Origin of the sequence: Arthrobacter sp. 754 (assembly GCF_040548695.1) — a bacterium.
Lineage (GTDB): Bacteria > Actinomycetota > Actinomycetes > Actinomycetales > Micrococcaceae > Arthrobacter.
This window is the reverse complement of sequence record NZ_JBEPSC010000004.1, coordinates 196140-221944: the sequence shown is the minus strand read 5'-3', so window position 1 is coordinate 221944 and position 25805 is coordinate 196140. Positions and strand designations below refer to the sequence as shown.

The 25805-nt window shown below is 66.0% G+C and carries 22 protein-coding genes and 1 riboswitch; of the genes, 14 read left to right on the top strand and 8 right to left on the bottom strand.

Annotated elements, in window-relative coordinates:
- Positions 1-60 precede the first annotated feature (60 nt).
- From uxaC to ABIA70_RS13085, 6 genes are all read left to right on the top strand, one after another.
- Positions 61-1467, top strand: coding sequence for a glucuronate isomerase (gene uxaC / locus ABIA70_RS13110; RefSeq protein ID WP_354147995.1), 1407 nt, complete (start codon positions 61-63; stop codon positions 1465-1467).
- Positions 1464-2888, top strand: a complete 1425-nt coding sequence (locus tag ABIA70_RS13105) for a mannitol dehydrogenase family protein (protein ID WP_354147994.1) — start codon at positions 1464-1466, stop codon at positions 2886-2888. The genes uxaC and ABIA70_RS13105 overlap by 4 nt, the downstream gene beginning before the upstream one ends.
- A gap of 256 nt (positions 2889-3144) precedes the next feature.
- Positions 3145-4548: a glucuronide transporter gene (uidB, locus tag ABIA70_RS13100; protein WP_354147993.1), complete on the top strand. Its 1404-nt coding sequence runs from the start codon at positions 3145-3147 to the stop codon at positions 4546-4548.
- 36 nt (positions 4549-4584) lie between these two features.
- Complete coding sequence (manD, locus tag ABIA70_RS13095; protein WP_108600586.1) at positions 4585-5814, top strand: D-mannonate dehydratase ManD; 1230 nt, start codon at positions 4585-4587, stop codon at positions 5812-5814.
- Between the two features lie 58 nt (positions 5815-5872).
- Entirely contained in the window at positions 5873-8194 is a 2322-nt protein-coding gene (locus tag ABIA70_RS13090; protein ID WP_354148311.1) for a gluconokinase, GntK/IdnK-type, read from the top strand.
- A 143-nt stretch (positions 8195-8337) separates the two neighbouring features.
- Entirely contained in the window at positions 8338-9609 is a 1272-nt protein-coding gene (locus ABIA70_RS13085; RefSeq protein ID WP_354147992.1) for an FAD-dependent oxidoreductase, read from the top strand.
- Here the strand turns inward: ABIA70_RS13085 and ABIA70_RS13080 are convergent.
- The 5 genes from ABIA70_RS13080 to acsA are packed head-to-tail and all read right to left on the bottom strand — an operon-like array spanning position 9588 to position 15033.
- Positions 9588-9830, bottom strand: coding sequence for an acyl carrier protein (locus ABIA70_RS13080; protein WP_354147991.1), 243 nt, complete (start codon positions 9828-9830; stop codon positions 9588-9590). The two genes, ABIA70_RS13085 and ABIA70_RS13080, sit on opposite strands and share 22 nt — an antisense overlap.
- Positions 9827-11245 (bottom strand): dihydrolipoamide acetyltransferase family protein, encoded by a 1419-nt coding sequence (locus tag ABIA70_RS13075; RefSeq protein WP_354147990.1) that lies wholly within the window; start codon positions 11243-11245, stop codon positions 9827-9829. Before ABIA70_RS13075 ends, ABIA70_RS13080 begins: the two co-directional genes overlap by 4 nt.
- On the bottom strand, positions 11238-12218 hold the full coding sequence (locus tag ABIA70_RS13070; RefSeq protein WP_354147989.1) for an alpha-ketoacid dehydrogenase subunit beta: 981 nt from the start codon (positions 12216-12218) through the stop codon (positions 11238-11240). Before ABIA70_RS13070 ends, ABIA70_RS13075 begins: the two co-directional genes overlap by 8 nt.
- Positions 12215-13183, bottom strand: coding sequence for a pyruvate dehydrogenase (acetyl-transferring) E1 component subunit alpha (gene pdhA / locus ABIA70_RS13065; protein WP_354148310.1), 969 nt, complete (start codon positions 13181-13183; stop codon positions 12215-12217). Before pdhA ends, ABIA70_RS13070 begins: the two co-directional genes overlap by 4 nt.
- 26 nt (positions 13184-13209) lie before the next feature.
- Positions 13210-15033, bottom strand: coding sequence for an acetate--CoA ligase (gene acsA / locus ABIA70_RS13060; RefSeq protein WP_354147988.1), 1824 nt, complete (start codon positions 15031-15033; stop codon positions 13210-13212).
- Between the two features lie 67 nt (positions 15034-15100).
- On the opposite strand from acsA, the gene pyrE reads away from it, so the two are divergent.
- The 4 genes from pyrE (at position 15101) to ABIA70_RS13040 (ending at position 18475) form a co-directional block, all read left to right on the top strand.
- Entirely contained in the window at positions 15101-15685 is a 585-nt protein-coding gene (gene pyrE, locus ABIA70_RS13055) for an orotate phosphoribosyltransferase (RefSeq protein WP_354147987.1), read from the top strand.
- Between the two features lie 109 nt (positions 15686-15794).
- On the top strand, positions 15795-16553 hold the full coding sequence (locus ABIA70_RS13050; protein ID WP_354147986.1) for a GAF and ANTAR domain-containing protein: 759 nt from the start codon (positions 15795-15797) through the stop codon (positions 16551-16553).
- Positions 16554-16644: 91 nt separating this feature from the next.
- Positions 16645-17295 carry a hypothetical protein gene (locus ABIA70_RS13045; RefSeq protein ID WP_354147985.1) on the top strand — a complete coding sequence of 217 codons (651 nt, stop codon included), beginning with the start codon at positions 16645-16647 and terminating at the stop codon, positions 17293-17295.
- 133 nt (positions 17296-17428) lie between these two features.
- Positions 17429-18475 (top strand): thioesterase domain-containing protein, encoded by a 1047-nt coding sequence (locus ABIA70_RS13040; RefSeq protein ID WP_354147984.1) that lies wholly within the window; start codon positions 17429-17431, stop codon positions 18473-18475.
- Here ABIA70_RS13040 and ABIA70_RS13035 read toward each other — a convergent pair.
- On the bottom strand, positions 18472-19302 hold the full coding sequence (locus tag ABIA70_RS13035) for an HAD-IIA family hydrolase (RefSeq protein ID WP_354147983.1): 831 nt from the start codon (positions 19300-19302) through the stop codon (positions 18472-18474). The two genes, ABIA70_RS13040 and ABIA70_RS13035, sit on opposite strands and share 4 nt — an antisense overlap.
- 53 nt (positions 19303-19355) lie before the next feature.
- Between ABIA70_RS13035 and ABIA70_RS13030 the strand changes: the two genes are divergently transcribed.
- The 3 genes from ABIA70_RS13030 to ABIA70_RS13020 all read left to right on the top strand — a co-directional run bounded on the left by ABIA70_RS13030 (position 19356) and on the right by ABIA70_RS13020 (position 21619).
- Positions 19356-20042: a TrmH family RNA methyltransferase gene (locus ABIA70_RS13030; protein WP_502917201.1), complete on the top strand. Its 687-nt coding sequence runs from the start codon at positions 19356-19358 to the stop codon at positions 20040-20042.
- 129 nt (positions 20043-20171) lie between these two features.
- Positions 20172-21191 carry a class II fructose-bisphosphate aldolase gene (gene fbaA / locus ABIA70_RS13025; protein ID WP_354147982.1) on the top strand — a complete coding sequence of 340 codons (1020 nt, stop codon included), beginning with the start codon at positions 20172-20174 and terminating at the stop codon, positions 21189-21191.
- A gap of 2 nt (positions 21192-21193) precedes the next feature.
- The gene (locus tag ABIA70_RS13020) at positions 21194-21619 is read left to right on the top strand and encodes a DUF3151 domain-containing protein (protein ID WP_354147981.1); all 426 of its coding nucleotides are present in this window, start codon (positions 21194-21196) and stop codon (positions 21617-21619) included.
- A gap of 165 nt (positions 21620-21784) precedes the next feature.
- Here the strand turns inward: ABIA70_RS13020 and ABIA70_RS13015 are convergent, their stop codons facing one another.
- Both ABIA70_RS13015 and ABIA70_RS13010 read right to left on the bottom strand, forming a co-directional pair.
- On the bottom strand, positions 21785-22417 hold the full coding sequence (locus ABIA70_RS13015) for a uracil-DNA glycosylase family protein (protein ID WP_354147980.1): 633 nt from the start codon (positions 22415-22417) through the stop codon (positions 21785-21787).
- Between the two features lie 214 nt (positions 22418-22631).
- The gene (locus ABIA70_RS13010; RefSeq protein ID WP_354147979.1) at positions 22632-23840 is read right to left on the bottom strand and encodes a cobalamin-independent methionine synthase II family protein; all 1209 of its coding nucleotides are present in this window, start codon (positions 23838-23840) and stop codon (positions 22632-22634) included.
- Between the two features lie 12 nt (positions 23841-23852).
- A riboswitch (SAM riboswitch) is annotated at positions 23853-23958 on the bottom strand.
- 275 nt (positions 23959-24233) lie between these two features.
- Between ABIA70_RS13010 and ABIA70_RS13005 the strand changes: the two genes are divergently transcribed.
- A complete protein-coding gene (locus ABIA70_RS13005) occupies positions 24234-25523 on the top strand; it encodes an adenylosuccinate synthase (RefSeq protein ID WP_354147978.1) in 1290 nt (429 codons plus the stop codon).
- Positions 25524-25805: the final 282 nt, after the last annotated feature.

The window sequence follows — 25805 nt, the reverse complement described above, 5'->3', positions numbered from 1 at the left end:
CATTTGGCAATTCATGGCAACCGGTTGACAAATGCATGGGCGAAGCCCGAATATTGAGCTATGTCACAGTCGATAGCTGCCAACCCAGACCGGCTCCTGCCCGCGGATCCAGGAACGCGCAGCATCGCGCGCGACCTCCTGCAGCGTGTCCAGGACCTCCCCATTATCTCCCCGCACGGACACGTTGACGCCGCCGTCATCGAGGAAAATACTCCCTTCCCGGATCCGGCAGCCCTCCTCGTCAGCCCGGACCACTACGTCACGCGCCTGATCCACGCCAGCGGCGTCCCGCTGGACCGGCTGCGCGGTTCCAAATCCTCGCAGCCTGACTCCCGCGGCGTCTGGCGGGAATTCTGCAAGGCCTGGCCGCTCTTCGACGGCACGGCCTCGGGCTACTGGCTGCGCACGCAGTTCGACAGCGTTTTCGGGCTGCAGGAGGAAATCAGCGCGGAGACCGCCGACGCCAGCTACGATGCCATTTCCGCCAGGCTGCTCGAGCCCGGCTTCCGGCCACGCCAGCTGTTCAAGGACTTCAACATCGAGGTCCTGGCCACCACCGACGATCCGCTGGACACCCTGGACAGCCACAAGGCGATCGCCGAGGACCCCACCTTCAGCGGCCGGGTCCTGCCGACCTTCCGCCCGGACGCCTACCTGAACATCGCCCACCCCACCTGGGCCGAAAACGTTGACCGCCTGATTGCCGCTGCCGGCGACGGCGGTTCGGGCTACAAGGGCTACACCACGGCCCTGGAGAACCGCCGCCGCCATTTCGTGGACCGCGGCGCGGTTTCCGCCGACCACGGCGTCCGCACCCCGGCAACGCTGAAGCTGGACGACGCAGAAGCGCAGAAGCTGTTCGAGCGGGCCCGCTCGGGCCAGGCAACAGCGCAGGACCGCGACGATTTTGAAGCCCACATGATGTACCAGATGGCCAGGATGTCCGTGCAGGACGGCCTGGTCATGACCATCCACCCGGGGTCGTACCGCAACCACCACGAGCCCACGTTCAACGCGTACGGTGCGGACACCGGCCACGACATCCCGTTCGCCATCAACTACACCGAGGCCATCAGGCCGCTGCTGCAGGACTTCGGCACTGCCAAGGACTTCCACCTGGTGCTGTTCACCCTTGATGAGACCGTGTTCTCCCGCGAACTCGCACCGCTGGCAGGCTTCTACCCCGCCGTCTACCTCGGCGCCCCCTGGTGGTTCCTGGACGCACCGGATGCCATGCTGCGCTTCCGTTCCGCAGTGACCGAAACGGCCGGCTTCTCGCGCTCCTCCGGCTTCATCGACGACACCAGGGCTTTCTGCTCCATCCCTGCACGCCACGATGCCTCGCGCCGGATCGAGGCATCCTTCCTGGCCCGGCTCGTGGCGGAACACCGCGTCAGCGAAGACCGCGCCCATGAACTGATCGTCGACATCGTCGATGGATCCCCGCGAAGGGTCTTCAAGCTGTGACCACCGAAAACGCCGCTAACGAAAGCGCCGGGCTTCCGCAGCTGAACCGGACCCTGCACCCGTTCCCCAAGCCCCCGGTGCGGATCGTGCACCTGGGACTGGGTGCCTTCCACCGGTCCCATCAGGCCTGGTACACCCACAACGCCGCCGACGCCGCTGACTGGGGCATTGCCGCCTTCACCGGACGCCGCCCGGACGCCGCCCTGGCCCTCGCGGAGCAGGACGGCCTCTTCACCCTGGTGGAACGGGCAGACAGCGGCGACTCCTTCACCGTCATCGGCAGCATCGCCGAAGCAGTGGACGGCGCGGACGTGTTGCGCCTCGCGGAGCTCGTTTCAGCGCCGGCCACCGCCGTCGTTACCCTCACCATTACCGAGGCGGCTTACCGTCTCGGAACCGACGGCCAGCTTGATGCCTCAGCGCCCGACGTCGTCGCCGACCTTGCGCTGCTGGCTTCCGGCGGTGAGCCGCTGACACCGCTGGGCCGGCTGGTCTTTGCCCTCGGGGCACGCCGCGCTGCCGGAGCAGGGCCCCTCTCCGTGGTCTGCTGCGACAACCTTTCGGACAACGGCACGGTGGCCCGCAACGCTGTGGCAGGCCTCGCCCGTGCATGGGACGCAGGCCTGGCGGCCTGGATCGACGGGAACATCAGCTTCGTCAGCACATCCGTGGACCGCATCACGCCGCGCACCACGGACGAGGACATCGACGCCGTCGCCCGGGCGTGCGGCTACCGCGACAATTCGCCGGTGGTTGCCGAACCCTTCGCCAACTGGGTACTCAGCGGCGACTTCCCCGCCGGACGCCCGCGGTGGGAAGACGCCGGTGCCGTCTTCGTTGACCACATCGAGCCCTACGAAAACCGCAAACTGTGGCTGCTCAACGGCGCCCACTCCCTGCTGGCCTATGCAGGCCAGCTCCACGGACACACCACGGTGGCACAGGCGCTCGCTGACCCTGTGTGCCTGGACGCCGTGGAACGCTTCTGGGACGAGGCCGAGGCGAACCTCTCCGGTACCGGGGCCGTCGGTGCGGACCTGCAGATCCCCGCCTACCGTGCCGCATTGCTGGACCGCTTCAGCAACGCCCGCATTGCGCACCACCTGGCACAGATCGCGATGGACGGCAGCACCAAGCTGCGGATGCGGGCCGTGCCGGTGATGCTGGCCGAGCGTTCGCAGGGCAGGTCCGGCGCTGCCGCTGCCCTCATGATTGCGGCCTGGATGGACTTCAGCGCAACAGCGGAAAATTTCCAGGATCCGCTGGCAACAGACGTGGCTGCGGCCAACCTCCTGGCCGGGACGGAGCGCGTGCGGGCGTTGCTGGCCCTGGTGGACCCGTCCGCCGCAGCGGATGCCGCCGTCGTCGGGTTGGTTGCGGGCCTGCTGGGTACTTTCGCTGCCGCGGCGCCGACGCAGTAGCGGCGCGTTCTGCCAGGCGCTGCCCGGTCCGTTCCCGGACCGGGCAGCGCTTTTTAATGAAGTTTCAATAGAAAATTGTGGCAACCGCTTGCCATTCCGTTGCCAAGTGACTACGATTACAGGTAACGGAAAACACGTGGCGGCACCCACCGGACGCGGCACAAGCAGCCCCCGGGATCGCCAGAATTTCACCGCTTCGTAGCATTTCAATAGTTCGCCGGCCCTCAGGGCGGCAGCGGGTAAAGGAGCCCAAATTATGAAAAAGCTGAACAAGCTCAGCATCGTCGGCTATGGAGCCGGCGACGCCGCCAACAACCTTGCTTTCACCACCGCCACCATGTTCCTGCTGGTGTACTACACCGATGTGGCCGGGATTTCAGCCGCCGCGGCAGGAACCCTGCTCCTGGTGGTCAGGCTCTTCGACGCCTTCGCCGATGTTTTCGCAGGCCGGATTGTGGACCGCACCTTCAGCAAGCGGTTCGGCAAATTCCGCCCGTTCATCATGTTCGGTTCCATCCCGCTGCTCCTGCTGAGCGTGGCGACCTTCTCCGTGCCGCAGCTGGGCGAGTCCGGGACGCTGCTCTACGCCTACGTCACCTACGCCGCCCTGGGCCTCGCCTACAGCCTGGTCAACATTCCTTACGGATCGCTGGCCGGAGCCATGACCCAGGATCCGGGCGAGCGCGCCAAGCTGGGCTCGGCACGAATGGTCGGTGCACTCCTGGTGGGCTCCAGCCTGGGCATCTTCGTGGCCCCGCTGATCAAGCCGGGCGCAGACCTCCAGTCGACGTTCACCACCATCACCCTGGTCTTCGTAGTGATCGGTACGGCGCTCTACTTCTTCACGGCGCTGACCGCCAAGGAACGCGTCCACCGCGAGGTCCCCAAGGTGACCTTCAAGCAGAGTGTGGACACCCTCAAGACCAACAAGCCGCTCCTGATGCTCTGCCTCAGTTCCTTCTTCTTCCTCTCCGGATACCTCGCACTGACCTCGGTTCAGCTGTACTACCTGCGCGACGTCCTCGGCCGCCTGGACCTGTACCCCGTGCTGTCCATCATCCAGCTGGCGCTCACCTTCGTCCTCGCCGCCTTCATGCCGCGGCTTGTCCGGAACCTCGGGAAGAAGCGCGTCTACATCTATTCCTCCTTCATCTCCGTCGCCGGCGGTCTGATCATCTTCTTCGCCCCGGCCGGCCAGGTATGGATCGGCTTCACCGGACTGGTCATCAGCCTCGTGGGCGTCCTTGCCGTCAACATCGTGGTGTGGGCCCTGGAAGCAGACACTGTTGAGTACGGCGAATGGAAGACCGGCGTCCGCACCGAGGGAATCACCTACGCGCTGTTCTCCTTCACCCGCAAGTCGGGGCAGGCCGTCGGCGGCGCCCTTGCCGCCTACGCCCTCGCCATGGGCGGGTACAAGTCCGGAGCGGTCCAGACCACCGAAGCCCTGTCTGCCATCCAGTTTGCCGCCGGAGCCATTCCCGCGGTCCTGACCGTCCTTGCGGTATTGGTGATGTCCAAGTACAAGTTGACTGATGCCAAGCATGCGGAGATCCTCAGCGAGATCAAAGCACGCCGGACCACGCCGGCTGCGGACGGTCCGGCGGACTCCAGCGGCAGCACCGTCGCTCCCCAGGCCCTGGCAACACACTCCAACTAAGAGCACCTGAACTTAAAGTCCTTGAAAGGATCTGCCGTGAAAATCATTGCCGCGGAAGTCTTCGTGACGAGCCCGTCCCGTAACTTCGTGACCCTGCGCATCACTACGGACGACGGGGTCACCGGCATCGGTGACGCCACGCTCAATGGCCGCGAACTCGCTGTCGCCGCCTACCTCAAAGAGCACGTCGCACAGCTGCTGATCGGCAAGGATCCGCACAAGATCGAGGACACCTGGCAGTTCCTGTACCGCAGCTCCTACTGGCGCCGCGGCCCCGTGACCATGGCGGCCATCGCCGCCGTCGACATGGCCCTGTGGGACATCAAGGGCAAGATGGCCAACATGCCCGTCTACCAGCTGCTGGGCGGGGCATCGCGCAACGGCCTGCGGGCCTACGGGCACGCCTCGGGCGCGGACATCGAGTCGCTGTTCGATTCCGTCCGTGAGCACCTGGAACTGGGCTACAAGTCAGTCCGCATCCAGACCGCCGTTCCGGGCATCAAGGCCGTTTACGGCGTGGCAGCCCAGGCCCAGGCCTCCGGTGAACGGTACGACTACGAGCCCGCCGGCCGCGGCGCGTTCCCCGTGGAAGAGGACTGGGACACCCGCGCCTACCTGCGCCACCTCCCCACCGTCTTCGAGGCCGTGCGCAACGAGTTCGGCCCCGAACTTCCGCTGCTGCACGACGGACACCACCGCATGACACCCATCCAGGCAGCCAAGCTCGGCAAGGCGCTGGAACCGTACGATCTGTTCTGGCTCGAGGACTGCACCCCGGCCGAGAACCAGGAGGCCCTGCGCCTGGTCCGCCAGCACACCACCACGCCGCTGGCCATCGGTGAAATCTTCAACACCGTGTACGACTACCAGACCATCATCAAGGAACAGCTGATCGACTACGTGCGCGCTGCCTCCACCCACTTCGGCGGCATCTCCCCGCTGAAGAAGGTCATGGATTTCGCCGCCCAGTACCAGATCAAGTCCGGCTTCCACGGCCCCACCGACATCTCCCCGGTGGGCTTCGCTGCCCAGCTGCACGTGGGCCTGGCCATCCACAACTACGGCATCCAGGAATACATGCAGCACTCCGACAAGACCAACGAGGTCTTCGAGCAGTCCATGACGTTTGTGGACGGCTACCTGCACCCTGGCGACAAGCCGGGCATCGGCGTCGAATTCAACGAGGAGGCCGCAGCTGCCTACCCGTACCAGCAGGCCTACCTGCCCTACAACCGCCTCGTAGACGGCACAGTCCATGACTGGTGAGGCACGGCTGGTGGCCAGCAACGAACCATCAGCCCACGAGGGAACCGCAGCCGGTTCCATGGTCCGCGTCATTGTCATGGGCGTCTCAGGCTGCGGCAAGACCACCATCGGTGACCTCGTGGCCCGCGAACTGGGCGTTCCCTTCCTGGACGGCGATTCGCTGCATCCGGTGGAGAACGTCGCAAAGATGGCAGCCGGAACGCCGCTGACCGATGAGGACCGCTGGCCGTGGCTCGCCACGGTGGGGTCCGAACTCGCCGGGGCCACAAACGGCGGCCTGGTCCTGGCCTGCTCGGCGCTGCGCCGCAGCTACCGCGACGCCATCCGTGCCCAGGCGCCGGACACCATCTTCCTTCATCTGCACGGCAGCAAGGAAGTCCTCGGTTCACGGCTGGAGGGCCGGACCGGCCACTTCATGCCGGTAACTCTGCTCGAATCCCAGCTGGCCACCCTTGAGCCGCTGGAATCAGACGAGGCAGGCGTGGTGGTGGACATCGCCGCACCCGTCAACGAGGTGGTGACTGCGGCGCTGGCCGGCATCACTGATGTCGTCGCGAAGGACGCAGGCCGGGCATCCGCGGGTGCCACCGCCGGCACCGCCGCCGGAACTGCCGGAACTGCCGGCACCCAGGGCCGCCAGTTCGACGTCGACCTCCAGGCCGCGCCGTTCAACCTCGATGATTCAGCGGTGGAGTGGGTCAACACCACCCTCGCGGGGATGACACTCGAGGAAAAAATCGGGCAGCTGTTCATCAACCACAACAACGACTACTCCCCGGAGTACCTCGATGGTGTGCTGGAGAACTACCACGTGGGCGGCATGCGGTACCGTCCGGGTCCCTCGGCGGCCGTGCAGGAGCACATCCGCTACGCGCAGTCGAAGTCCAAGGTGCCGCTGCTTGTGGCGTCCAACCCGGAAATGGGCGGGGCCGGAAGCTGCGACGACGGCACCTTTGTGTCAACGCACCTGCAGGCCGGCTCGCACCCGGACAAATCCATCGCACGCCAGATGGGCCAGGTGGCCGGCGTCGAAACCGCTGCCCTTGGCTGCAACTGGGCCTTCGCCCCGATCGTGGACATCCACTACAACTGGCGGAACACGGTCATCTCCACCCGGGCCTTCGGCAACACCCCGGAGGTCGTGGTGGAGCGGGCGAAGGAGTACTTCGACGGCATCACCGAGTCGCCCACCGTGTGCGCCATGAAGCATTTCCCCGGCGACGGAATCGACGAGCGCGACCAGCACGTGGTCACGTCCTACAACACCCTCGGCTACGACGAGTGGAACCGGACCTACGGCCACGTGTACCGCGAGATGATCGGCCACGGGGTGCAGTCCATCATGATCGGGCACATCGGGGCGCCCGAGCTGTCCCGGCACTTCCGTCCGGGCCTGGCGGATGCGGACATAAAGCCCGCCACCCTGGCGCCTGAACTGCTCCAGGATCTGCTGCGCGAAGAGCTCGGCTTCAACGGGCTGATCCTGACCGATGCCTCGCAGATGATCGGCCTGACCCAGGCGATGAAGCGCAAGGACCTGGTTCCCGCGACCATCGCGGCCGGCTGTGACATGTTCCTGTTTTTCCGGAACCCTGCAGAGGACTTCGGGTACATGCTGGACGGCTACAAGTCCGGCGTCATCACCGAGCAGCGCCTGCACGACGCCCTGCGCCGCATTCTGGCGCTGAAGGCGAGCCTGGGCCTGCACCGCAGGGAGCGCAGCGAACTGGTTCCGCCGGTGGAGGCGCTGGCGGCCATTGGCAGCGAAGCCCACCGGGCCATCGCCGCGGAGATTGCGGACAAGACCGTCACCCTGGTCAAGGACACCGCCCACAACCTGCCCATCACACCGGAAACGCACCGGCGGATCCGCCTGTACGGCATCTCCGGGGGTTCGGACTTCACCCGGGCGGATCCGCTGGCCTACCTGGACACGGTCAGGGACGAGCTGGAAAAAGCCGGCTTCGAGGTACACGTGTTCAAGACTGCCGACCAGCGGGAAGCCGCGGGGGAGACGGGCGTGAACTTCATGTCCGTCATCTCCGAGGAAGCCACCGGCGACTATGCGGACAAGTACGACGCCGCGTTTGTCTTCGCCAACGTCAAGGGCTTCGCCCAGGAGGCGGCCATCCGGATCAAGTGGTCCACCCCCATGGCAGCGGAGATTCCCTGGTATGTGACCGAGGTTCCCACGGTGTTTGTCTCGCTGAACCAGCCCAACCACCTGATCGACGTGCCGATGGTCAAGACCGCCATCCACGCCCACGCAGGATCCGTGGAGGCGATCCGGGCCACCATCGAGAAGATCCAGGGCAAGTCCGGGTTCCAGGGAACGTTCAACGAGAACGTGTTCTGCGATTCCTTCGACACCCGGCTGTAGCTTTCCCGCTACTGTTCGTCACTGAGGCCTCGCATAAAGAATGGCGCTACGCAGATATGCGTAGCGCCATTGCGTTTCTGCGTCGCGCAGGGAATTCCGTAGCGCCGGTATCCACCGTTGAGAGCCCGGCGTAGCGTGGGTGCATGCAAAGGACCGGGTGCGCTGTTGTCGGTGGAGGCCCTGCGGGCATGATGCTGGGGCTCCTGCTGGCCAGGGCAGGCGTGCAGGTGACGGTCCTGGAAAAACACGGCGACTTCCTGCGGGATTTCCGCGGCGACACCGTGCACGCCTCCACCATCCGGCTGATTGACGAGCTGGGCCTGGGCGAGGCATTCCGCGGCCTTCCCCAGAGCAGGTTGAGCAACGTGGCCTTGCCCATCCCCGGCGCGGGGCTGGTGACGGTCGGTGATTTCGCGTCGTTGAAGCCGCCGTACAACTACATCGCAATGATGCCCCAGTGGGACTTCCTGAACTTCCTGGCCACCGAGGCCGCGCGCGAGCCCACGTTCACGCTGCTGATGGAACACGAAGCCACGTCGCTGGTGTTCGACGGCGGACGTGTCACCGGTGTGCGCTACCGGATCCGCCCGGGCGCCGGGGACGCAGGCAGGGAAGGGGAGCTGCAGGCCGACCTGGTGGTGGCGACGGACGGCAGGCATTCGATCCTGCGCCGGGCCGCCGGTCTTCAGACGAAGGACTATCCGGTTCCGTTCGACACCTGGTGGTTCAGGCTCCCGCGCCACGCATCGGAAAAGGGCGCAGTGGCCGGAGTCGTTCCGGCGTTCCGGGACCGCGAGGCAATGATCGCGCTGTTCCGGGACGACTACTACCAGATGGGCTACCTCGGCCCCAAGGGGGAGGACGCCCGGATCCGTTCCGAGGGGGTGGAGCGGTTCAGGGAGCGTGTTGCAGGACTTCGTCCGGACCTGGCGGACCGCGTGGACTCGATCCGTTCCCTCGATGACCTTCACTGGCTGGATGTCCGGCTGGACCGGCTTCGGCGCTGGTACGTGGACGGGCTGTTGTGCATCGGCGACGCCGCCCACGCCATGTCCCCGGCGGGTGGCGTGGGCATCAATCTGGCCATCCAGGACGCCGTTGCGGCAGCGGCCACGCTGGCGCCTGCGCTGCTCCGGGGGCGGGTGACGGTGAAGGATCTTGCTGCCGTCCAGCGGCGGCGCCGGATGCCCACCGTTGTTATCCAGACAGTCCAGCGGATCATGCACCGGGTGGTTTTCGTTCCATTGTTCGAAGGAAAGCGGATCGAGGCGCCATCAGCCCTGGTGTTTGTGCTCCGGCATGTTCCGGTGGCTCGGCGGCTCCTGCCGCGGATGATCGCGTTCGGACCCAGACCCGAGCATGCGCCCGGTTTTGCCCGCCGCCCCGGCCGCACTCAGCCGCGTGAGGCAACGTAGTCGATCAGGCCCTTAACGGTGGTCACGGCGCTGTAGTCGCTTTCGGGAATGTCCACGCCGGTGGCTTCGTCGATCGTCTCCACGAGCCTCAGGAAATCCAGGGAATCCAGTTCGAGGTCCTGCCGCAGCCGGGACCCTTCATCGAGTCCGTCAAATTCCACATCCGGCGCAATCTGGCTGATGGCCGCGTGCACAGCCCGCCGTGCGTCCTGCTCGTTCATAGCTCCTCCGGTTTTTGCAGCAGTTCATCGATGCGGGCCAGGAAGCGGCCGCCGCGGAGACCGTCGCTGACCCTGTGGTCGGCGGACAGAGTTGCCGTGACCGCGGGCCGCACACCCAGCATGCCGTGATGCGCCCAGGGCTGCTCCACCACCTTGCCCAGCCCGACCATCGCCACCTGCGGCGGATAGATGACTCCGTAAACGGCCTCGACGCCCAGGTCGCCCAGGTTGGTGACCGTGATGGTGGGATCGGCCATTTCGGCGCGCTGCAGCCGCCCGGCCCGTGCCCGGCTGACCAGATCGCGCAGCTGTTGCATCAGCACGTCCAGGGCCAGGGTGTCGGCGTCGTGGATTGCCGGGGCCACCAGGCCCCCGCGCCGCAGCGCCACCGCAACGCCCAGATGCACGGAGCTGCTGGGCCGGAACACCCCGTCGGTGAAAAAGCCGTTGACTTCCGGGACCTCCCGGGCGGCCACTGCCGTTGCCTTCAACAGCAGGGCAGAGGGCACCAGCCGTTGGGCCACCGGGCGCTGCACGTTGACCTGCTGCATCCACTCGACGGCGGCGCGCAGGTCCAGTGTGGTGCTCAGGTAGTAGTGCGGGATGGACTTCTTTGACCGGCTCATCAGTGAGCCGATGGCCCGCCGGAGACTGGAAACGCGGTCCTGCGCTTCCGACGGCGGCGCCTCCTCCGGCAGCAGTGCACCTTCGCGCGGGGGTGTTTTCTCCGCCGGGGCCGGCTCCGGGTGCGGCACCGCTTCCGTCGGGGCCGCTTCCGTCGGGCCCGGCGCACCGCGGGCGCTCAGGGCACGCCGGACGTCAGCTTCCGTAACGGCGCCGTCCGGTCCTGTTCCCGGCACAGTGGCGATGTCGAGTCCGAGCTGGTCCGCCAGCCGCCGGGCCCGCGGCGAAGACCGCACCCGGCTTGTGTGGTCGGACCGGGCCGCCGCGGCACGTTCGACGTCGGTGCGGGTGACCGCGCCGCCCTTGCCCGTCCCTTGGATCGCTGAGGCATCCACCCCCAGCCGGTGGGCCAGATGCCGGACCGGGGGCGGGACCTGGGCCGCGGCCGCAGCCGTTGCCTTCGAGGAAGCCGGCGCGCTTGCCTCAACCGCTTCCGGACCCGGTTTGGACTGCGGAGCCGCCGGCCGGCGTCCGCCCTGGCCGGTGGCGTCGTCGGGGGTCTGCGTGATCCGGGCCAGGGGAGTGCCGATGGGAACGGTGGCGCCGATATCCACCAGCAGCTCGGCCACGATGCCCTCTTCGAAGGACTCGACGTCCATGACGGTCTTGTCCGTGTCCACAACGGCCACCACGTCGCCGCGATGGATGTAGTCTCCCGGCTTGACCAGCCACTCCACCATCTTGCCGTGTTCCATGTCCGCGCCAAGGGAGGGCATCCGGAACTCACCCACGCGCCCCGACCGCCTCCCGGACAGCAGTGACGATACGTTCGGCGGTGGGCAGCGCCGCCAGTTCCAGGTGTTTGGCGTAAGGAAGCGGAACCTCCGCGCTGCATACGCGGCCCACGGGGGCGTCCAGGTCGAAGAAGGAGTTTTCGGTGATCCGGGCGCTCAGTTCGGCGGAGATGCTGCCGCTGCGCCAGCCTTCGTCCACCACAACGGCACGGTGAGTCCTCGCCACGCTCCCCAGGATGGCCGCGTCGTCGAGCGGGCGCAGCACGCGCAGGTCAAGCACTTCCGCGTCGATGCCTTCCTCTGCGAGCCGGGCGGCGGCGTCGAGCACTGTTGGCAGCGTTCCGCCGAAGGTGATGAGCGAAATGTCCTGGCCGGGACGGCGGATGGCCGCGGTGCTGATGTCCACAGGACCGGCGTCGTCAGCGAGGTCCCCGGCCATGTTGTACAGCGTTCCGTGCTCGAAGATCAGGACCGGGTCCGGGTCTTCCAAGGCCGTCCAGAGCATCCCGCGGGCATCCTCAAGGGTGGCCGGGGTGAGGATCCGCAGGCCCGGGATGTGTGCGTACCACCCCTCCAGGCTGTGCGAGTGCTGCGCGCCCAGCTGGCGGCCGGCGCCCGTCGTCATCCGGATCACCAGCGGCACGTTGAACTGGCCGCCGGACATGTGCAGCAGGGTGGCGGCGTTGTTCACCAGCTGGTCCAGCGCGAGCAGGCTGAAATTGACAGTCATGATCTCAACGATGGGCCGCATCCCGCCCAGGGCGGCTCCGATGCCCGCCCCCACGAAGCCGGATTCGGAGAGGGGAGTGTCCCTGATCCGTTCCGGCCCGAACTCCTCGAACAGGCCCAGGCTGACGGCAAAGCATCCGCCGTAGGCGCCAACATCCTCACCCATGAGGAACACCCGCTCATCGCGCTGGAGGGCATCCCTGATGCCCGCCCGCATGGCTTCGCGGTAGGTGGTCTTCATGGCTGGCTCCGCTCGCTGTAGACGAACCGGGCCAGGTCCTCCACCGGCTCCAGCGTTCCGGCCTCGGCAAACTCCACCGCGGCTTTCACCTCGGCCTCCACATCCTGCTGGATCGAGGTCCAGTCCTTATCGGTCAACTGCCCGGCGGCTTCCAGCGTGTTCTTCAGGGTGCTGATGGGATCGCGTTCGATCCAGCGGGAGACCTCCGCTTTGTCCCGGTAGCGCTCGGGATCGAACATGGAGTGTGCCCGGAAGCGGTAGGTCCTCAGTTCGATGAAGTGCGGGCCGCCGCCGGCCCGGACTGCGTCCACAGCGCGCCGGGCGGTTTCCTCGACGGCGAGCACATCCATCCCGTCGGCGGACCACGAGGCGATCTCGTAGCCGGCTGCCTTGAGGGCTATATCGGTCTGCGACTCGGAGCGGGCCAGTGCTGTGCCCATGGCGTACAGGTTGTTTTCGCAGCAGAACAGGACGGGCAGTTGCCATAGCGCGGCGAGGTTCAGGCTTTCGTGGAATTCGCCCTCGGCCACGGCCCCTTCGCCGAAGAAGCAGACGGTCACCCGCCGGCGTCCGGACAGTTTGTCGGCGAGCGCCAGGCCTACGGCCAACGGCAGGCCGCCCGCCACGATGGCGTTGCCGCCGTAGAAGCGGGTGGCGGCGTCGAACAGGTGCATGGAGCCGCCGCGGCCGCGGCAACAGCCCTCCACGTAGCCGTACATTTCGGCAAGGATGGCTCCCGCGGACACGCCGCGCAGCAAGGCGTGGCCGTGTTCCCGGTACGTTGCCACCACGGCGTCGTCCGGGTCCAGGGTGCTCATGACCCCCGCGGCCACTGCCTCCTCGCCGATGTAGACATGCAGGAACCCGCGGATCTTGGCCGCGCTGTAGAGTTCCACGCATTGCTCCTCAAGCCGCCGCACGCGCAGCATCTGATGCAGGAGGTGGCGTGCGTGGGCGGCGTCCATGCCTGTTTCCCGTGCTGATGTGGACTTCACGCGGGCGCTCCCGGGTGGTCGGCCGGCGGGGATTCGATCGTTGAGGTGTCGCCCTCGGGGAGCCCAAGTTCCCGGGCCTTCAAAAGCCGCCGCAGGATCTTGCCGCTCCGGGTCTTCGGCAACGCTCCGGTGAAGTCCAGCTCCCGGGGAGCCACCGCCGGGCCCAGCCGCTTGCGGGCGAAACCGATGATGTCCAGCTTGAGCGCCTCCGAGGGCTCCCATCCGGTGCGGAGTTCCACGAACGCCTTGACCACTTCGCCGGCGACGGGATCCGGGACGCCTATCACCCCGGCCTCGGCCACTGCCTCGTGTTCCATCAGCGAGCTCTCAACCTCGAAAGGGCCGATCAGGTGCCCGGACGACTTGATCACGTCGTCGCCCCTTCCCACGAACCAGAAGTACCCATCCGCGTCCTTCTTCGCGAGGTCTCCGGTCAGGTACCAGCCGCCGGCGAAACAGCGCCGGTACCGCTCGTCTTCGTTCAGGTAGCCCCGGAACATGGAAGGCCAGCCCGGCCGTAGGGCCAGTTCACCCACCGCATCAGGTTCGGTCAGCAGGACAGCCTCGCCGTCCCTCACCACCGGCCTGCCGTCCGGGTCCCGGGCCACAATCGCGGCCTCGATACCGGGCAGGGGCCGGCCCATCGAGCCGGGCCGGATTTCCATCGCGGCGTAGTTCGAAATCATGATGCCCCCGGTTTCGGTCTGCCACCAGTTGTCGTGGATGGGGTGGCCGAACGCCTCCTGGCCCCACACCACCACTTCCGGATTGAGCGGCTCGCCCACACTGGCCACAAACCGCAGGGAGGACACGTCGTGCCCTGCGACGCGGTCTGCACCGGCCTTCATCAGCATGCGCAGCGCGGTGGGGGCGGTGTACCAGACGGTCACGTGCTGCTCGGCGAGGATGCGGTACCACCTGTCCGCATCCATCTCCTCCTCGTCCACAATCGTGGTCACGCCGTGGGTGAGCGGCGCGATCACCCCGTAGGACGTGCCGGTGACCCAGCCGGGATCCGCCGTGCACCAGTAGACGTCGTCAGGGTGCAGGTCCAGGGCGAAGAATCCGGTTGCCCGGTGGGCGGTGACGGCGTCGTGCACATGGATGGCGCCTTTGGGAGTGCCGGTGGTGCCGCTGGTGAAGTGCAGCAGGGCCATTTCCTCGGCCCGGGTTGAGGCTGTTTCCAGCGGCTGCGCATCCTGCATGAGTTCGGCCAGGTCCAGCGTTCCGGGATCCGGCCGGCCTTCGGCATCGATCAGCAAAACATGCTCGAGCTCCGGGAGCTGGTCGCGGATCTGGGCGACTTTGCGCCGGTACAGTGCCCGCGTGGTGACCAGTGCCCGTCCTGATCCGAGCTGGAGCCGCTGGCGCATGGGCTCGGGACCGAATGCGGAGAACAGAGGGCAGAACACGCTCGCGTTCTTCAGGGTGCCCAGGACGGCCACGTACAACTCGGGGCTGCGGCCCATCAGCGAGAAGATCCGTTCCCCGCGCCCGATTCCGAGTCTGTGCAGGACGCCGGCAAACCGTCCGGTCTGTTCCGCCAGGTCGGCGTAGGTCAACGAACGGGCCGTGCCGTCAGCCCGGATAAAACGCAGGGCCTCGTGATTCGACCGCTCGCCCGCGGCATGGCGGTCCACGGCCTCATAGGCAATGTTGACACCGCCGCCAGGCAGTCCGGCAAGGGCCTGCCGCGCTTCATCCCAGGAGAACGCGGCCCGGCCGGCATCGTAATCCACCATGTTGGGGTGGACAGCGAGGCCGCGGAGGTCCTTCGGGATTGCGGGCCAGCGGGTCGAGGGAGCGGTTCCGGCCGTCATGACTCAATCCGACTCCAGGCCGGGGCAGCTGCATAGAGCAGAAAGTCCCCCGGCTAAACTGGACCCCATGACTTCCGCCAGTAACCCCGCAGTTGACACCGCTGCCGCCCGTGCCCGCCTGCTCGAACTCATCAAGGAACTCGCTGTGGTCCGGGGCAAAGTTATCCTGTCCAGCGGGGCCGAAGCCGATTACTACATCGATCTCCGCCGCATCACGCTGCACCATGAAGCGTCCAGGCTGGTGGGCCAGGTCATGCTGTCGCTGATTGACGACGCCGGGATCGACTTTGAATGCGCCGGTGGCCTGACCATGGGGGCGGACCCCGTGGGCACCGCCGTGATGCACGCAGCCGTCGACGCAGGCCGCACTGTGGACGCGTTCGTGGTCCGTAAGGCGCAGAAGTCCTACGGCATGGGCCGCCAGGTGGAAGGCCCCTCGGTTGAAGGACGCAAGGTCCTGGTGCTTGAGGACACCTCCACTACCGGCGGCTCCGCGCTGACCGCCGTCGAGGGGGTCCGCAAGGCCGGCGGCAACGTGGTTGCCGTCGCCGTGATCGTGGACCGCGATACCGGTGCCAAGGAAAAGATCGAGGCCGAGACAGGTGTGCCGTACCTGTTTGCGTTCGGCAAGGACGAACTGGGCCTCGCCTGACCCGGCCGCCGGCCCGTACCACCACAAGGGGCCCGGTTACGGTTGGACTGACGCAGGGGGCTGTCATAAAATTGCCCAACCCCCTTTTGCAGCCATTGGAGAACGCGCCATGCTCCCACCGGAACTACCCTTGAACACCACCGAACAGATCCAGAACCTGATTCTGGACAGTGCGGATTTTGAGCAGTTCCTGAACGAGTTGGCACGTTTCTCGGCGCACCAGATGGCCGGTGACGGCGACGACGCCCTGTGCGGCATCACCCTCCTTCGCCACCGCAAGGCAGCCACCATCGGCTGGAGCAGCGATTCAGCCCGCGAAGTGGATGAAATCCAGTACTCGCTGTCCCAGGGCCCTTGCCTCACAGCCGCCGAAGAGGAACGCGAAGTCAACGTCCCGGACCTCTTCGAGGAGGACCGGTGGGGGCCGGATTACGCCAACGCCGTGGCTGCCCACGGGCTGCGTTCGGTGCTGTCGCTGCCGTTCAACCTTCAGGGGGAAGCGAAGGCAGCTCTGAACCTCTACTCCGACGTCCCGCGCAAATTCGACGAACGTGCGGCGGCCAAAGCCCGCGGCTACACCAGGGAGATCTCCCAGGCACTGCGGCTTGCGGTCAGGTTCTCGCTGCATACTGACAGCGCGGCGAACCTGCGTGCCACCCTCGAGTCCCGGACCACGATCGACATCGCGGTGGGCATCGTCATGGCGCAGAACCGCTGCAGCCAGGAGACGGCGGTCAGGATCCTCACAGATGCCTCGAGCAACAGCAACACCAAGCTGCGGAATGTCGCAAAATCTCTGGTGGAGTCCGTGGGCGGCGCGGGAACCCGCACGCACTACCAGGAACCGGACGCAGCCCAGGCAGGCTGAAGCCGGTACCCGGCTTGTGCCGGGCCGCTGTGGAAAGCTACGCTTGGCGAGGTTGAGCCGTCGGCCATAGACGCCCTTAATTGGAGTACCTATGGACCGCAAACTGCACGCCCGACTTACCCGGGACGCTCTGACAGATACTGTCCGGATTGACGTCCGGGGAAGCCTGAACGAGGAATCCCGCCCTTCGCTCGTCCACCTTGTAAAACAAGTCCGGAGCATGGGCATCCCTTCCCACATCCTGGTGGACCTTTCCCGCGCGGCCCTGGTGGAATCGGCGGCGCTGGCCGGCCTGCGCACCCTGCTCAACGGCGTGGACGAAGCCTTGGCACCCGAAAACGCCGGAGCCGGCATCTCGCTGGTGTTCAGTGGCACGCCGGACGGGGCCTCTCCCGCGGCCGGCACCGGCGTTGAGCCGCTCGTCATTGCCGATGAACCCGCCATCGACCTCGACGCCGGCTTCGCCCAGGTTTCCGCCGGCGCCCCCGAGGGGACCCAGCCGCCCCTTGACGCGGTGTTCGGCCGGCCCCTGTCCGGGTACTCCGATCAGGAACTGTTTGCCGCCAGCGACTCGGTTTTTTCGCTGCTTGATACGTCGGAGGCGTTCGGCGGTGCGGACCTGCTTGCCCGCTTCAACGACATCGGCGAGGAAATTACCCGCCGGAAACTCCTCAACCGCCTGGACGGGCCGGCCGGCGAGGCCTGCTACGACTCTGCGGGAGAGGGGCAGGTCGCGAGCTGACTCGCATCGGCGTCGCCTTACGTCCGACAAGAGGCGTCCAATAAGCCCCGGCTGAGCCCCGGCGTCCGCCCGTTGACCGGAGTTTGTAGCCGGAAGTTGCAGCAGGGGCTCGCGCTGTGGCTACGGTAGATGTGTGCCGTACAGGGGGGAAGACCCGCAGGAACAACCTGAGCAGCCGGGTCTTGACCACGCCCGGCTACTCGCAGGCGCCGCCTCGCTCAAGCGGTTCTCGCGCCGCGGATTCTTCGCCGGCGCGGGGGCCTCGGCGCTGCTGGTCGCGGACATGGTGGTCACCCGCCGTGTCCAGGCGGAACGCCGGGTCAACAGGATTCTCCAGGTGCCGGACGGCTTCGCAGATGCCTACTACCCTGACGCGAGCTGGTTTCTCTTCCCCGGCTACAAGACGAGCTGGGAAGAGGCGCAGTGGATCCTGAATGCCCTCCGCGGGGCGCTCAATAAGCGCGGCCGGCTTGCCGCCGTCGGCTATTCCAACCTCGGTCTGGACATCGACGAACTGGTCATCGCTGTGATCGAGCACGTCAGGGCCAACAAGCTCACCAAGCTCTTCTTCTACGGCCACAGCTTCGGCGGGATGGTGGCAACGCAGGTGGCCGCCCGGCTCCGCGAACTCCACGGGGTCGAAGTGGCGTTCATCGTGCTCGATTCCAGCCCCTACAGCAAGTTCGACGTGCTGGACCAAAGCTGGTTCGACGGCGTCGTCTTCCTTTATGAGCACGGCTTCCGCGTACCGTCCGTGGTGCGCGGTGGCTACGAACTGGGGGAGCGGGTCATCCACAAGGACGAACGCAGCTGGCCGCAGATCCTGGACCAGACACTGGAGCAGTTATCGCCCATCGCGCCCTCGAGTGAGCTGATCCAGACGGAGTCCGCGTACATCTACCACTTCAATGGCAGCAAGTACGCGGAGAACCTGGGAAGCACCAAGATGGCGTATATCGGAAACCACCGGGACCGCACGGTCAGCTACGCAACCGCTGTGGCGGCCTGGGCCCTCGTGTTCCGGACAAACATCGTCTCCACGCACCTCCAGACCGAGGGCGCCCTCCCGGCACACGCCAGCCCCGGATGGAACCCCACCATCTACCGCCCCATCCTGGAGCAGTTGCTCGACGAGTTCCTTCCTTTGCCCCGCGGAGGGTCCAGGGTCTCCGTTTTCTAGATTTGGTTTTTCAGGTCAGCGACGGAGTCCAGGACCTGGTTGGGCCGGAACGGATAGGACGCAATGTCCTCGCGCCGGGTGATGCCGGTCAGCACCAGGACGGTGTGCAGGCCTGCTTCCATGCCGGCGACGATGTCCGTGTCCATCCGGTCCCCGATCATGGCGGTGGTTTCGGAGTGCGCGTCGATCTGGTTCATCGCGGAGCGGAACATCATGGGGTTCGGCTTGCCGACGATGTACGGCTCCCGGCCGGTGGCCTTGGTGATGAGAGCCGCGATGGCGCCGGTGGCCGGCATGGGGCCATCCTTGGACGGCCCGGTGGCATCCGGGTTCGTGGCAATGAACCGCGCGCCGGCCAGGATCAGGCGGATGGCCATGGTGATGGCCTCAAAGGAGTAGGTGCGGGTCTCGCCGAGCACCACGAAGTCCGGGTCCTGGTCGGTGAGGATGAAGCCGGCCTCGTGCAGCGCCGTCGTGAGCCCGGCCTCCCCGATCGTGTAGGCGCGGTTTCCGGACCCGGAACCCCGCACCTGGTCCTTGAGGAACTGTGCCGTTGCAAGCGCGGAGGTCCAGATGTTTTCTTCGGGGACCTCAAGCCCGGACGCACGCAGCCGGGCTGCAAGGTCGCGCGGGGTGAAGATGGAATTGTTGGTCAGCACCAGGAAGCGTTTGGAGGTGTCCACCCAGCGCTGGATCAGGTCTGCCGCGCCAGGGACGGGCTGGTTCTCGTGGACCAGCACGCCGTCCATGTCCGTCAGCCAGCATTCAATCTCCTGGCCGCTGCGGTAAACCGCCGGTGATCCTTTGACCTGGTCTGTCTCTGCCACGTTTTACCTCCGCCGGTGATGGATGCTCCAACGCCCCAGTCTAGTGTTGAGGGGTGAATGAAACGCCCGGGAACACAGCCGAACCGCAGCCACTGAACGGCGAAGCGCCAGAGCCGCCGTCGGAGCCCAAGCCGGAGGTCGGCGTCGGGCCTTGGGAAGGCGATCTGCCTGAAGGTGACCACTGGGACCCGGAGCTGCTGGCGGACGGCGACCGGCGCAACGTGGTGAACCAGTACCGCTACTGGAAGCACGACGCGATCGTGGCGGACCTCGATTCCAAGCGGCACAACTTCCACATCGCCATCGAAAACTGGCAGCACGACATGAACATCGGCACGGTGGTCCGCACCGCCAACGCGTTCCTCGCCAAGGAAGTCCACATCATCGGCCGACGGCGGTGGAACAGGCGCGGGGCGATGGTCACCGACCGCTACCAGCACGTCCGCTACCACCCCACCGTGCAGGATTTTGTGGCGTGGGCGCAGGGGGAGGGGCTGGCCATCATCGGGATCGACATTTTCCCGGACTCCGTGCCGCTGGAAACCTATGAGCTGCCCAAGGACTGCGTCCTGGTTTTCGGCCAGGAGGGGCCCGGGCTGACGCCGGAGGTCCACGAAGCCGCCCTGGCCACCCTGTCCATCGAGCAGTTCGGCTCCACCCGCTCCATCAACGCCGCCTCGGCGGCGGCCATCGCCATGCACGCCTGGATCCGCCAGCACGTGTTTCACCAGCACGTTTAGGCAAGTATTACCGGCCCGGGTGACCGGAAACACGGCGCCGGGGCAGAACTGGCTAGGATGGTTCGTAGCCGACGAGGTTCACTCCAGGGCCTGCTCGGCCCGCAGACGAAATTCACTTTAGGAGTCAGCATGCCCATTGCAACCCCAGAGATCTACTCCGAGATGATCGACCGCGCAAAGGCGGGCGGCTTCGCGTTTCCGGCCGTTAACGTCACCTCCTCCCAGACGCTGAACGCGGCCCTGCGCGGCTTCGCTGAGGCCGGGTCCGACGGCATCGTCCAGGTATCCACCGGCGGCGCGGCCTACTGGTCCGGCGCCTCCACCAAGGACATGGTGGCCGGTTCGCTGGGCTTCGCCGCGTTCGCCCGCGAAGTGGCCAAGAACTACAACGTCAACATCGCCCTGCACACGGACCACTGCCCCAAGGACAAGCTGGACGGCTTTGTCCTGCCGCTGCTGGCAGCGTCCGAGGCCGAGGTCAAGGCCGGCCGCGACCCCATCTTCAACTCCCACATGTGGGACGGTTCGCACGAGCCGCTGAACGAAAACCTGAGCACCGCCCGCGAGCTGTTGGAGCGCACCGCCGCCGCGAAGATGATCCTCGAAGTTGAGATCGGCATCGTCGGCGGCGAGGAAGACGGCGTCGAAAACGCCATCAACGACAAGCTGTACACCACCGTTGAAGACGCCCTGGCCACCATCGAAGCCCTCGGCGCCGGCGAGAACGGCCGCTACATCACCGCCCTGACCTTCGGCAACGTGCACGGCGTGTACAAGCCCGGCGGCGTGAAGCTGCGCCCGGAAATCCTCAAGGACATCCAGGCCCAGGTGGGTGCCAAGCTCGGCAAGGACAGCCCGTTCGACCTCGTGTTCCACGGCGGCTCCGGCTCCTCGGACCAGGAAATCGCCGACGCCGTTTCCTACGGCGTGATCAAAATGAACATCGACACCGACACCCAGTACGCCTACACGCGTCCCGTGGTGGACCACATGTTCAAGAACTACGACGGCGTGCTCAAGGTCGACGGCGAAGTGGGCAACAAGAAGCTCTACGACCCGCGCGTCTGGGGCGCCTCGGCCGAAGCCGGCCTGGCCGCCCGCGTCGTTGAAGCGACCAAGCAGCTCGGTTCGGCCGGAAAGACGTTCTAGGAATGTCCGACGAGTTCCGCAGAAACCTGATGGGCCCTGAGCCCACGCTCCTGCCTGCCGAGACCGAGGTCTACCAGCAGCTGGAAGCGGGCCAGGAGGCCCTGGATCTCGTGGCCAAAAACCCGACGTCCTCTCTCCTGTGGGCCGTGCTGGCGGAAGAGGCGTGGGCCGAGGGCCGCGTCATCGATTCCTACGCCTACTCCCGCGTCGGCTACCACCGCGGCCTGGACTCGCTGCGCCGCAACGGCTGGCGCGGCACCGGTCCCATCCCGTGGGAGCACGAGCCCAACCGCGGCTTCCTGCGTGCGCTGTATTCGCTGGGCCGGGCCTCTTCGGCTATCGGTGAAGCGGAAGAGCCGGAGCGGATCGAGAAGTTCCTGAACGATTCGGACCCGGCGGCAAAAGCGGCCATCGAGGCGGCAGCCTGACAAGCACCACCCAAGCCAACGCGGGGTCACTTTCCGCCCAATAAACCACCGTTTTTGGGCGAGAAAGTGACCCCGCGTTGCTTGTTAAAGTACGACGGCGGCCGGTCACCTTTTTGTGGAAGGGTGTGACCGGCCGCCGTCGTTAAGCGAAGGAGCGGGTGGGGACTAGCTGGCCTTCGTCAGTCCCGTGCGGGCCATGGCGTCGGCGTAGGCGACTCGCATTTCCTCGAGGTACTGCTCCTGCCGGGCGGGGGTTCCGGCGAAGGCGCGGCCGCTGAGGCTGCGGACCTTGTAGGTCTTCAGGCCGCGGCGCCAGATCATGGGCACTTCGGTCTTCAGGAGCAGGTTGGCCAGGCGGTTGGCTTCGGTGCCATGGGCAACGATCACCGAGGCGCGCGGCACCAGGGCAAGGAACTTGAGCAGGGGCTTGAGGCCGGAGGCAATCTGGTCCGGGGTGAACTTGCCGTTGGGCTCTCCGTCGGTGTGCCAGGGGTGGACGTTCCACGGCATCACACACTCAGGGCGCAGGCCCAGCTTCCACTGGATGCCGAGCATGCGGGTGGTGGCGTCGTCGTCTCCCGCAGTGATGAAGCCGGACGGGTCCGCCTCGCCGATGTTGGAGAAAAGGCTGATGATGCGGCACTCGTCGACGTCGTGCATCGGGTCAACGTAGGGGACCTGGGTGTGCGGCTTGACGCTCTGCAGTGAATCGCACAGCTCGTTGACTGCGGCAACATTTGGATCGTAACGGCGGTTCAGGAGCTGTTCGCGGAATGATTCGGGTGCCAGGGCTGTCATGAAGGGCAATGTCTCCTGCGGGGATCGGTGCTGCTGCCAATCCGGAAAATGGGCGCGTGGTGGGCACGCCAAGTCCGGGGTGGTTTGAAATGTGTTGTGGACCGATTCCTGGTCGGTCTCTATCAGTTTAGCAAGCCCCGCAAAATGCAGGGCCCGTCCCGGGCCTTCCCGTGACGGAAGGCACAGGACGGACCCTGCAGCTGGATCGAAAAAACTACCAGAGACGCTTGGTGGCGCGGCGGGCGCCCTCGCCCAACGCCTCCAGCTTGGCCCACGCAATCTGCGGGTGGACGCGCCCGCCCAGGCCGCAGTCGGTGGAGGCGATGACATGCTCCCTGCCCACCAGCTCGGCGAAACGGACAATCCGGTCCGCGACGAGGTCCGGGTGCTCCACCACGTTGGTGGCATGTGACACGACGCCGGGGATGATGACCTTGCCCTCGGGCAGCTTGGTCTCCTCCCAGACCCGCCATTCGTGCTCGTGGCGGACGTTGCCGGCCTCAAAGGAGTACGCACCGGCGTTGACCTGCAGCACCGAGCCGACGATGTCCCCGAACGGGATGTCCGTGGTGTGCGGGCCGTGCCAGGAACCCCAGCAGACGTGGAGGCGGATCTGTTCCTGGGGCAGGTCACGCAGGGCCCAGTTGGTGGCCTCGACCCGCAGCTGGATGAACTTGAGGTAGTCCTCCAGGGTGGGTTCCGGGTTGATCTGGTCCCAGCTTTCCGCGAGGGAAGGATCGTCGAGCTGGACTGTCAGGCCGGCGTCGATAATGGCCTTGTATTCCTCCCGCATCACGTCAGCGCAGGCGTAGAGCAGCTCCTCATCGGACTTGTAGTACTCGTTGGCCACGCGGGCACAGGAGCCGGGGGACAGGGAGGCCACAAAACCCTGGGTGAGGCTTGCGGCGGCAAGTCCTTTTTTCAGGTTGGTGACATCGGAGTTCACCAGGTCCTGGCCGGTGTAGGTCAGGGGCCCGGTGATCTTCGGCTGGGAAACGCTCTTGCGGTGCGCCAGGATGCCCGAGGATGGATCGGTGTAGGCGTCGTTGAAAGCCAGCCGATCGCGGCGGTCCGGGAACGAGGTCAGCACAATGTGCCCCGGCGACGAGCGGTGCACGGTGGCGTCCTTCCACCGGTCCACATCTGTGGGTTCCAGGCCGCCGAGCCGCGCGAACGAGTAGTTCCACCAGGCGCCGTAGTCGACTGAAGTGGACATGGTGTGCCCGTATTCGCCGTCGTTGGGAATGTCCACCCCCACGTCTTTCTGCCGCTGGACGACGTCCACCACCGAGGACTCGAGCAGTTCGAGGAATTCCGGGGTAATGCCTTCGGTCTCCTTCGCGGCGTTGGCGGCGATCAGCTCCGGCGTGCGGGGCAGGGAACCTGCGTGGGTAACCTGGATGTGGTCAGTGTTAAGCGACATGGGGAATTTTCCTTTCCATCGGTCCTGGCAGTAGCACCTGCGCCGGCAGGTTTGTCCTGCTCAAACGCGGTTGCTGCGGCGTCAACGATCCAGGTCTCTCGGCCGCTCCGGATGGGTACTCTCACTTAATGGCATCTGCAGGGCCCGGGCAAGTCCGGGCCGGATTGTTTCGTGTGTGAACCCCGCCAGGCCGAACGAGTGGAGAAACCCCGGCGTCGGCTAAACTTGGGTGGTAAGAGCCCCGAACTCTTGCGTGGCAGGGCGTCCTAACCGTTCCCGCCAGGCTGTTGCCTTCGGGGCATTCTCATGAACGGCGCCGGCCTTTGATGACCCTCCCGCGAATAAGCGGATGGGGCACCCGGAGTGCGGCCCGAACGAATGGGGGAGGATCCCATGCCAGCAATCGTGATCGTAGGAGCCCAGTGGGGCGACGAAGGAAAAGGCAAGGCCACAGACCTCTTGGGTGGCCGTGTCGACTACGTCGTTAAGCCCAATGGCGGCAACAATGCCGGGCATACCGTCGTCGTAGGCGGTGAGAAGTATGAGCTCAAGCTCCTTCCGGCCGGCATCCTCAGCCCCAACGCGGTTCCCATCATCGGAAACGGCTGCGTGGTGAACCTCGAGGCCCTGTTCGAGGAAATCGATGGCCTGGAGGCCAGGGGTGCGGACACGTCCAAACTGCGTGTTTCCGCCAACGCCCACCTGGTGGCGCCTTACCACCAGGTGCTGGACAAGGTCACGGAGCGCTTCCTCGGCAGCCGCGCCATCGGCACCACCGGCCGCGGCATCGGCCCGGCCTACATGGACAAGGTGGCCCGCCTGGGCATCCGCGTCCAGGACGTCTTTGACGAATCCATCCTCCGCCAGAAGGTGGAAGGCTCGCTGCGCCAGAAGAACGAACTCCTGGTCAAGGTCTACAACCGCCGGGACATCGAGGTGGAGGAGATCGTCAGCTACTTCCTCTCCTTCGCCGAGCGCCTGCGCCCGCTGGTCATCGACAGCACCTTTGTCCTGAACAAGGCGCTGGACGAGGGCAAGGTGGTGCTCATGGAGGGCGGCCAGGCCACCTTCCTGGACGTGGACCACGGGACGTACCCGTTTGTCACGTCCTCGAACCCGACGGCGGGCGGCGCGTCAGTGGGTTCGGGCATCGGCCCTACCCGCATCTCCCGCTCGATCGGCATCATCAAGGCCTACACCACCCGCGTCGGTGCCGGACCGTTCCCCACGGAACTGTTCGACGAGATGGGCATGTACCTGCAGAAGACCGGCGGTGAGTTCGGCGTCAACACCGGCCGCCCGCGCCGCTGCGGCTGGTACGACGCCGTCCTGGCCCGCCACGCTTCCCGCGTCAACGGCTTCACGGACTACTTCGTCACCAAGCTGGACGTCCTGACCGGGATCGAGCAGATCCCGGTGTGCGTTGCCTACGACGTCGACGGCGTCCGGCACGACGAAATGCCCATGACGCAGACCGAATTCCACCACGCCGTGCCCATCTTCGAGTATTTCGAGGGCTGGAAAGAGGACATCACCGGCGCCCGCACCCTGGAGGACCTTCCGGAGAACGCGCGGAACTACGTGCTTGCCCTGGAGAAGCTTTCCGGTACGCGGTTCTCCGCGATCGGCGTCGGTCCGGACCGCGACCAGACCATCGTGGTCAACGACCTCATCAAGGACTAAAGTCCACACACGTACGACGCCGGCGGGTCACCTGAAAGGGTGGCCCGCCGGCGTCGTTGGTTAAGTCGCGGGTCCCAGGGCGGCCTCAGCTCTGCCGATCAGGCCTGGGCGGGCAAGGGCGGGGTCTGCGGGCGGTGGTACGCAATTTACACAGGGTTTACCCGGCCGGTCTTGTGAGGCTCCCGGAGCGGCGGCCAGACTCTTAATCACACGCTGAACTGATCAACAGATCGTTCGACCAGACCCGCGGGAGACGGACGCAGCAACGCGTCCACGCAAGCC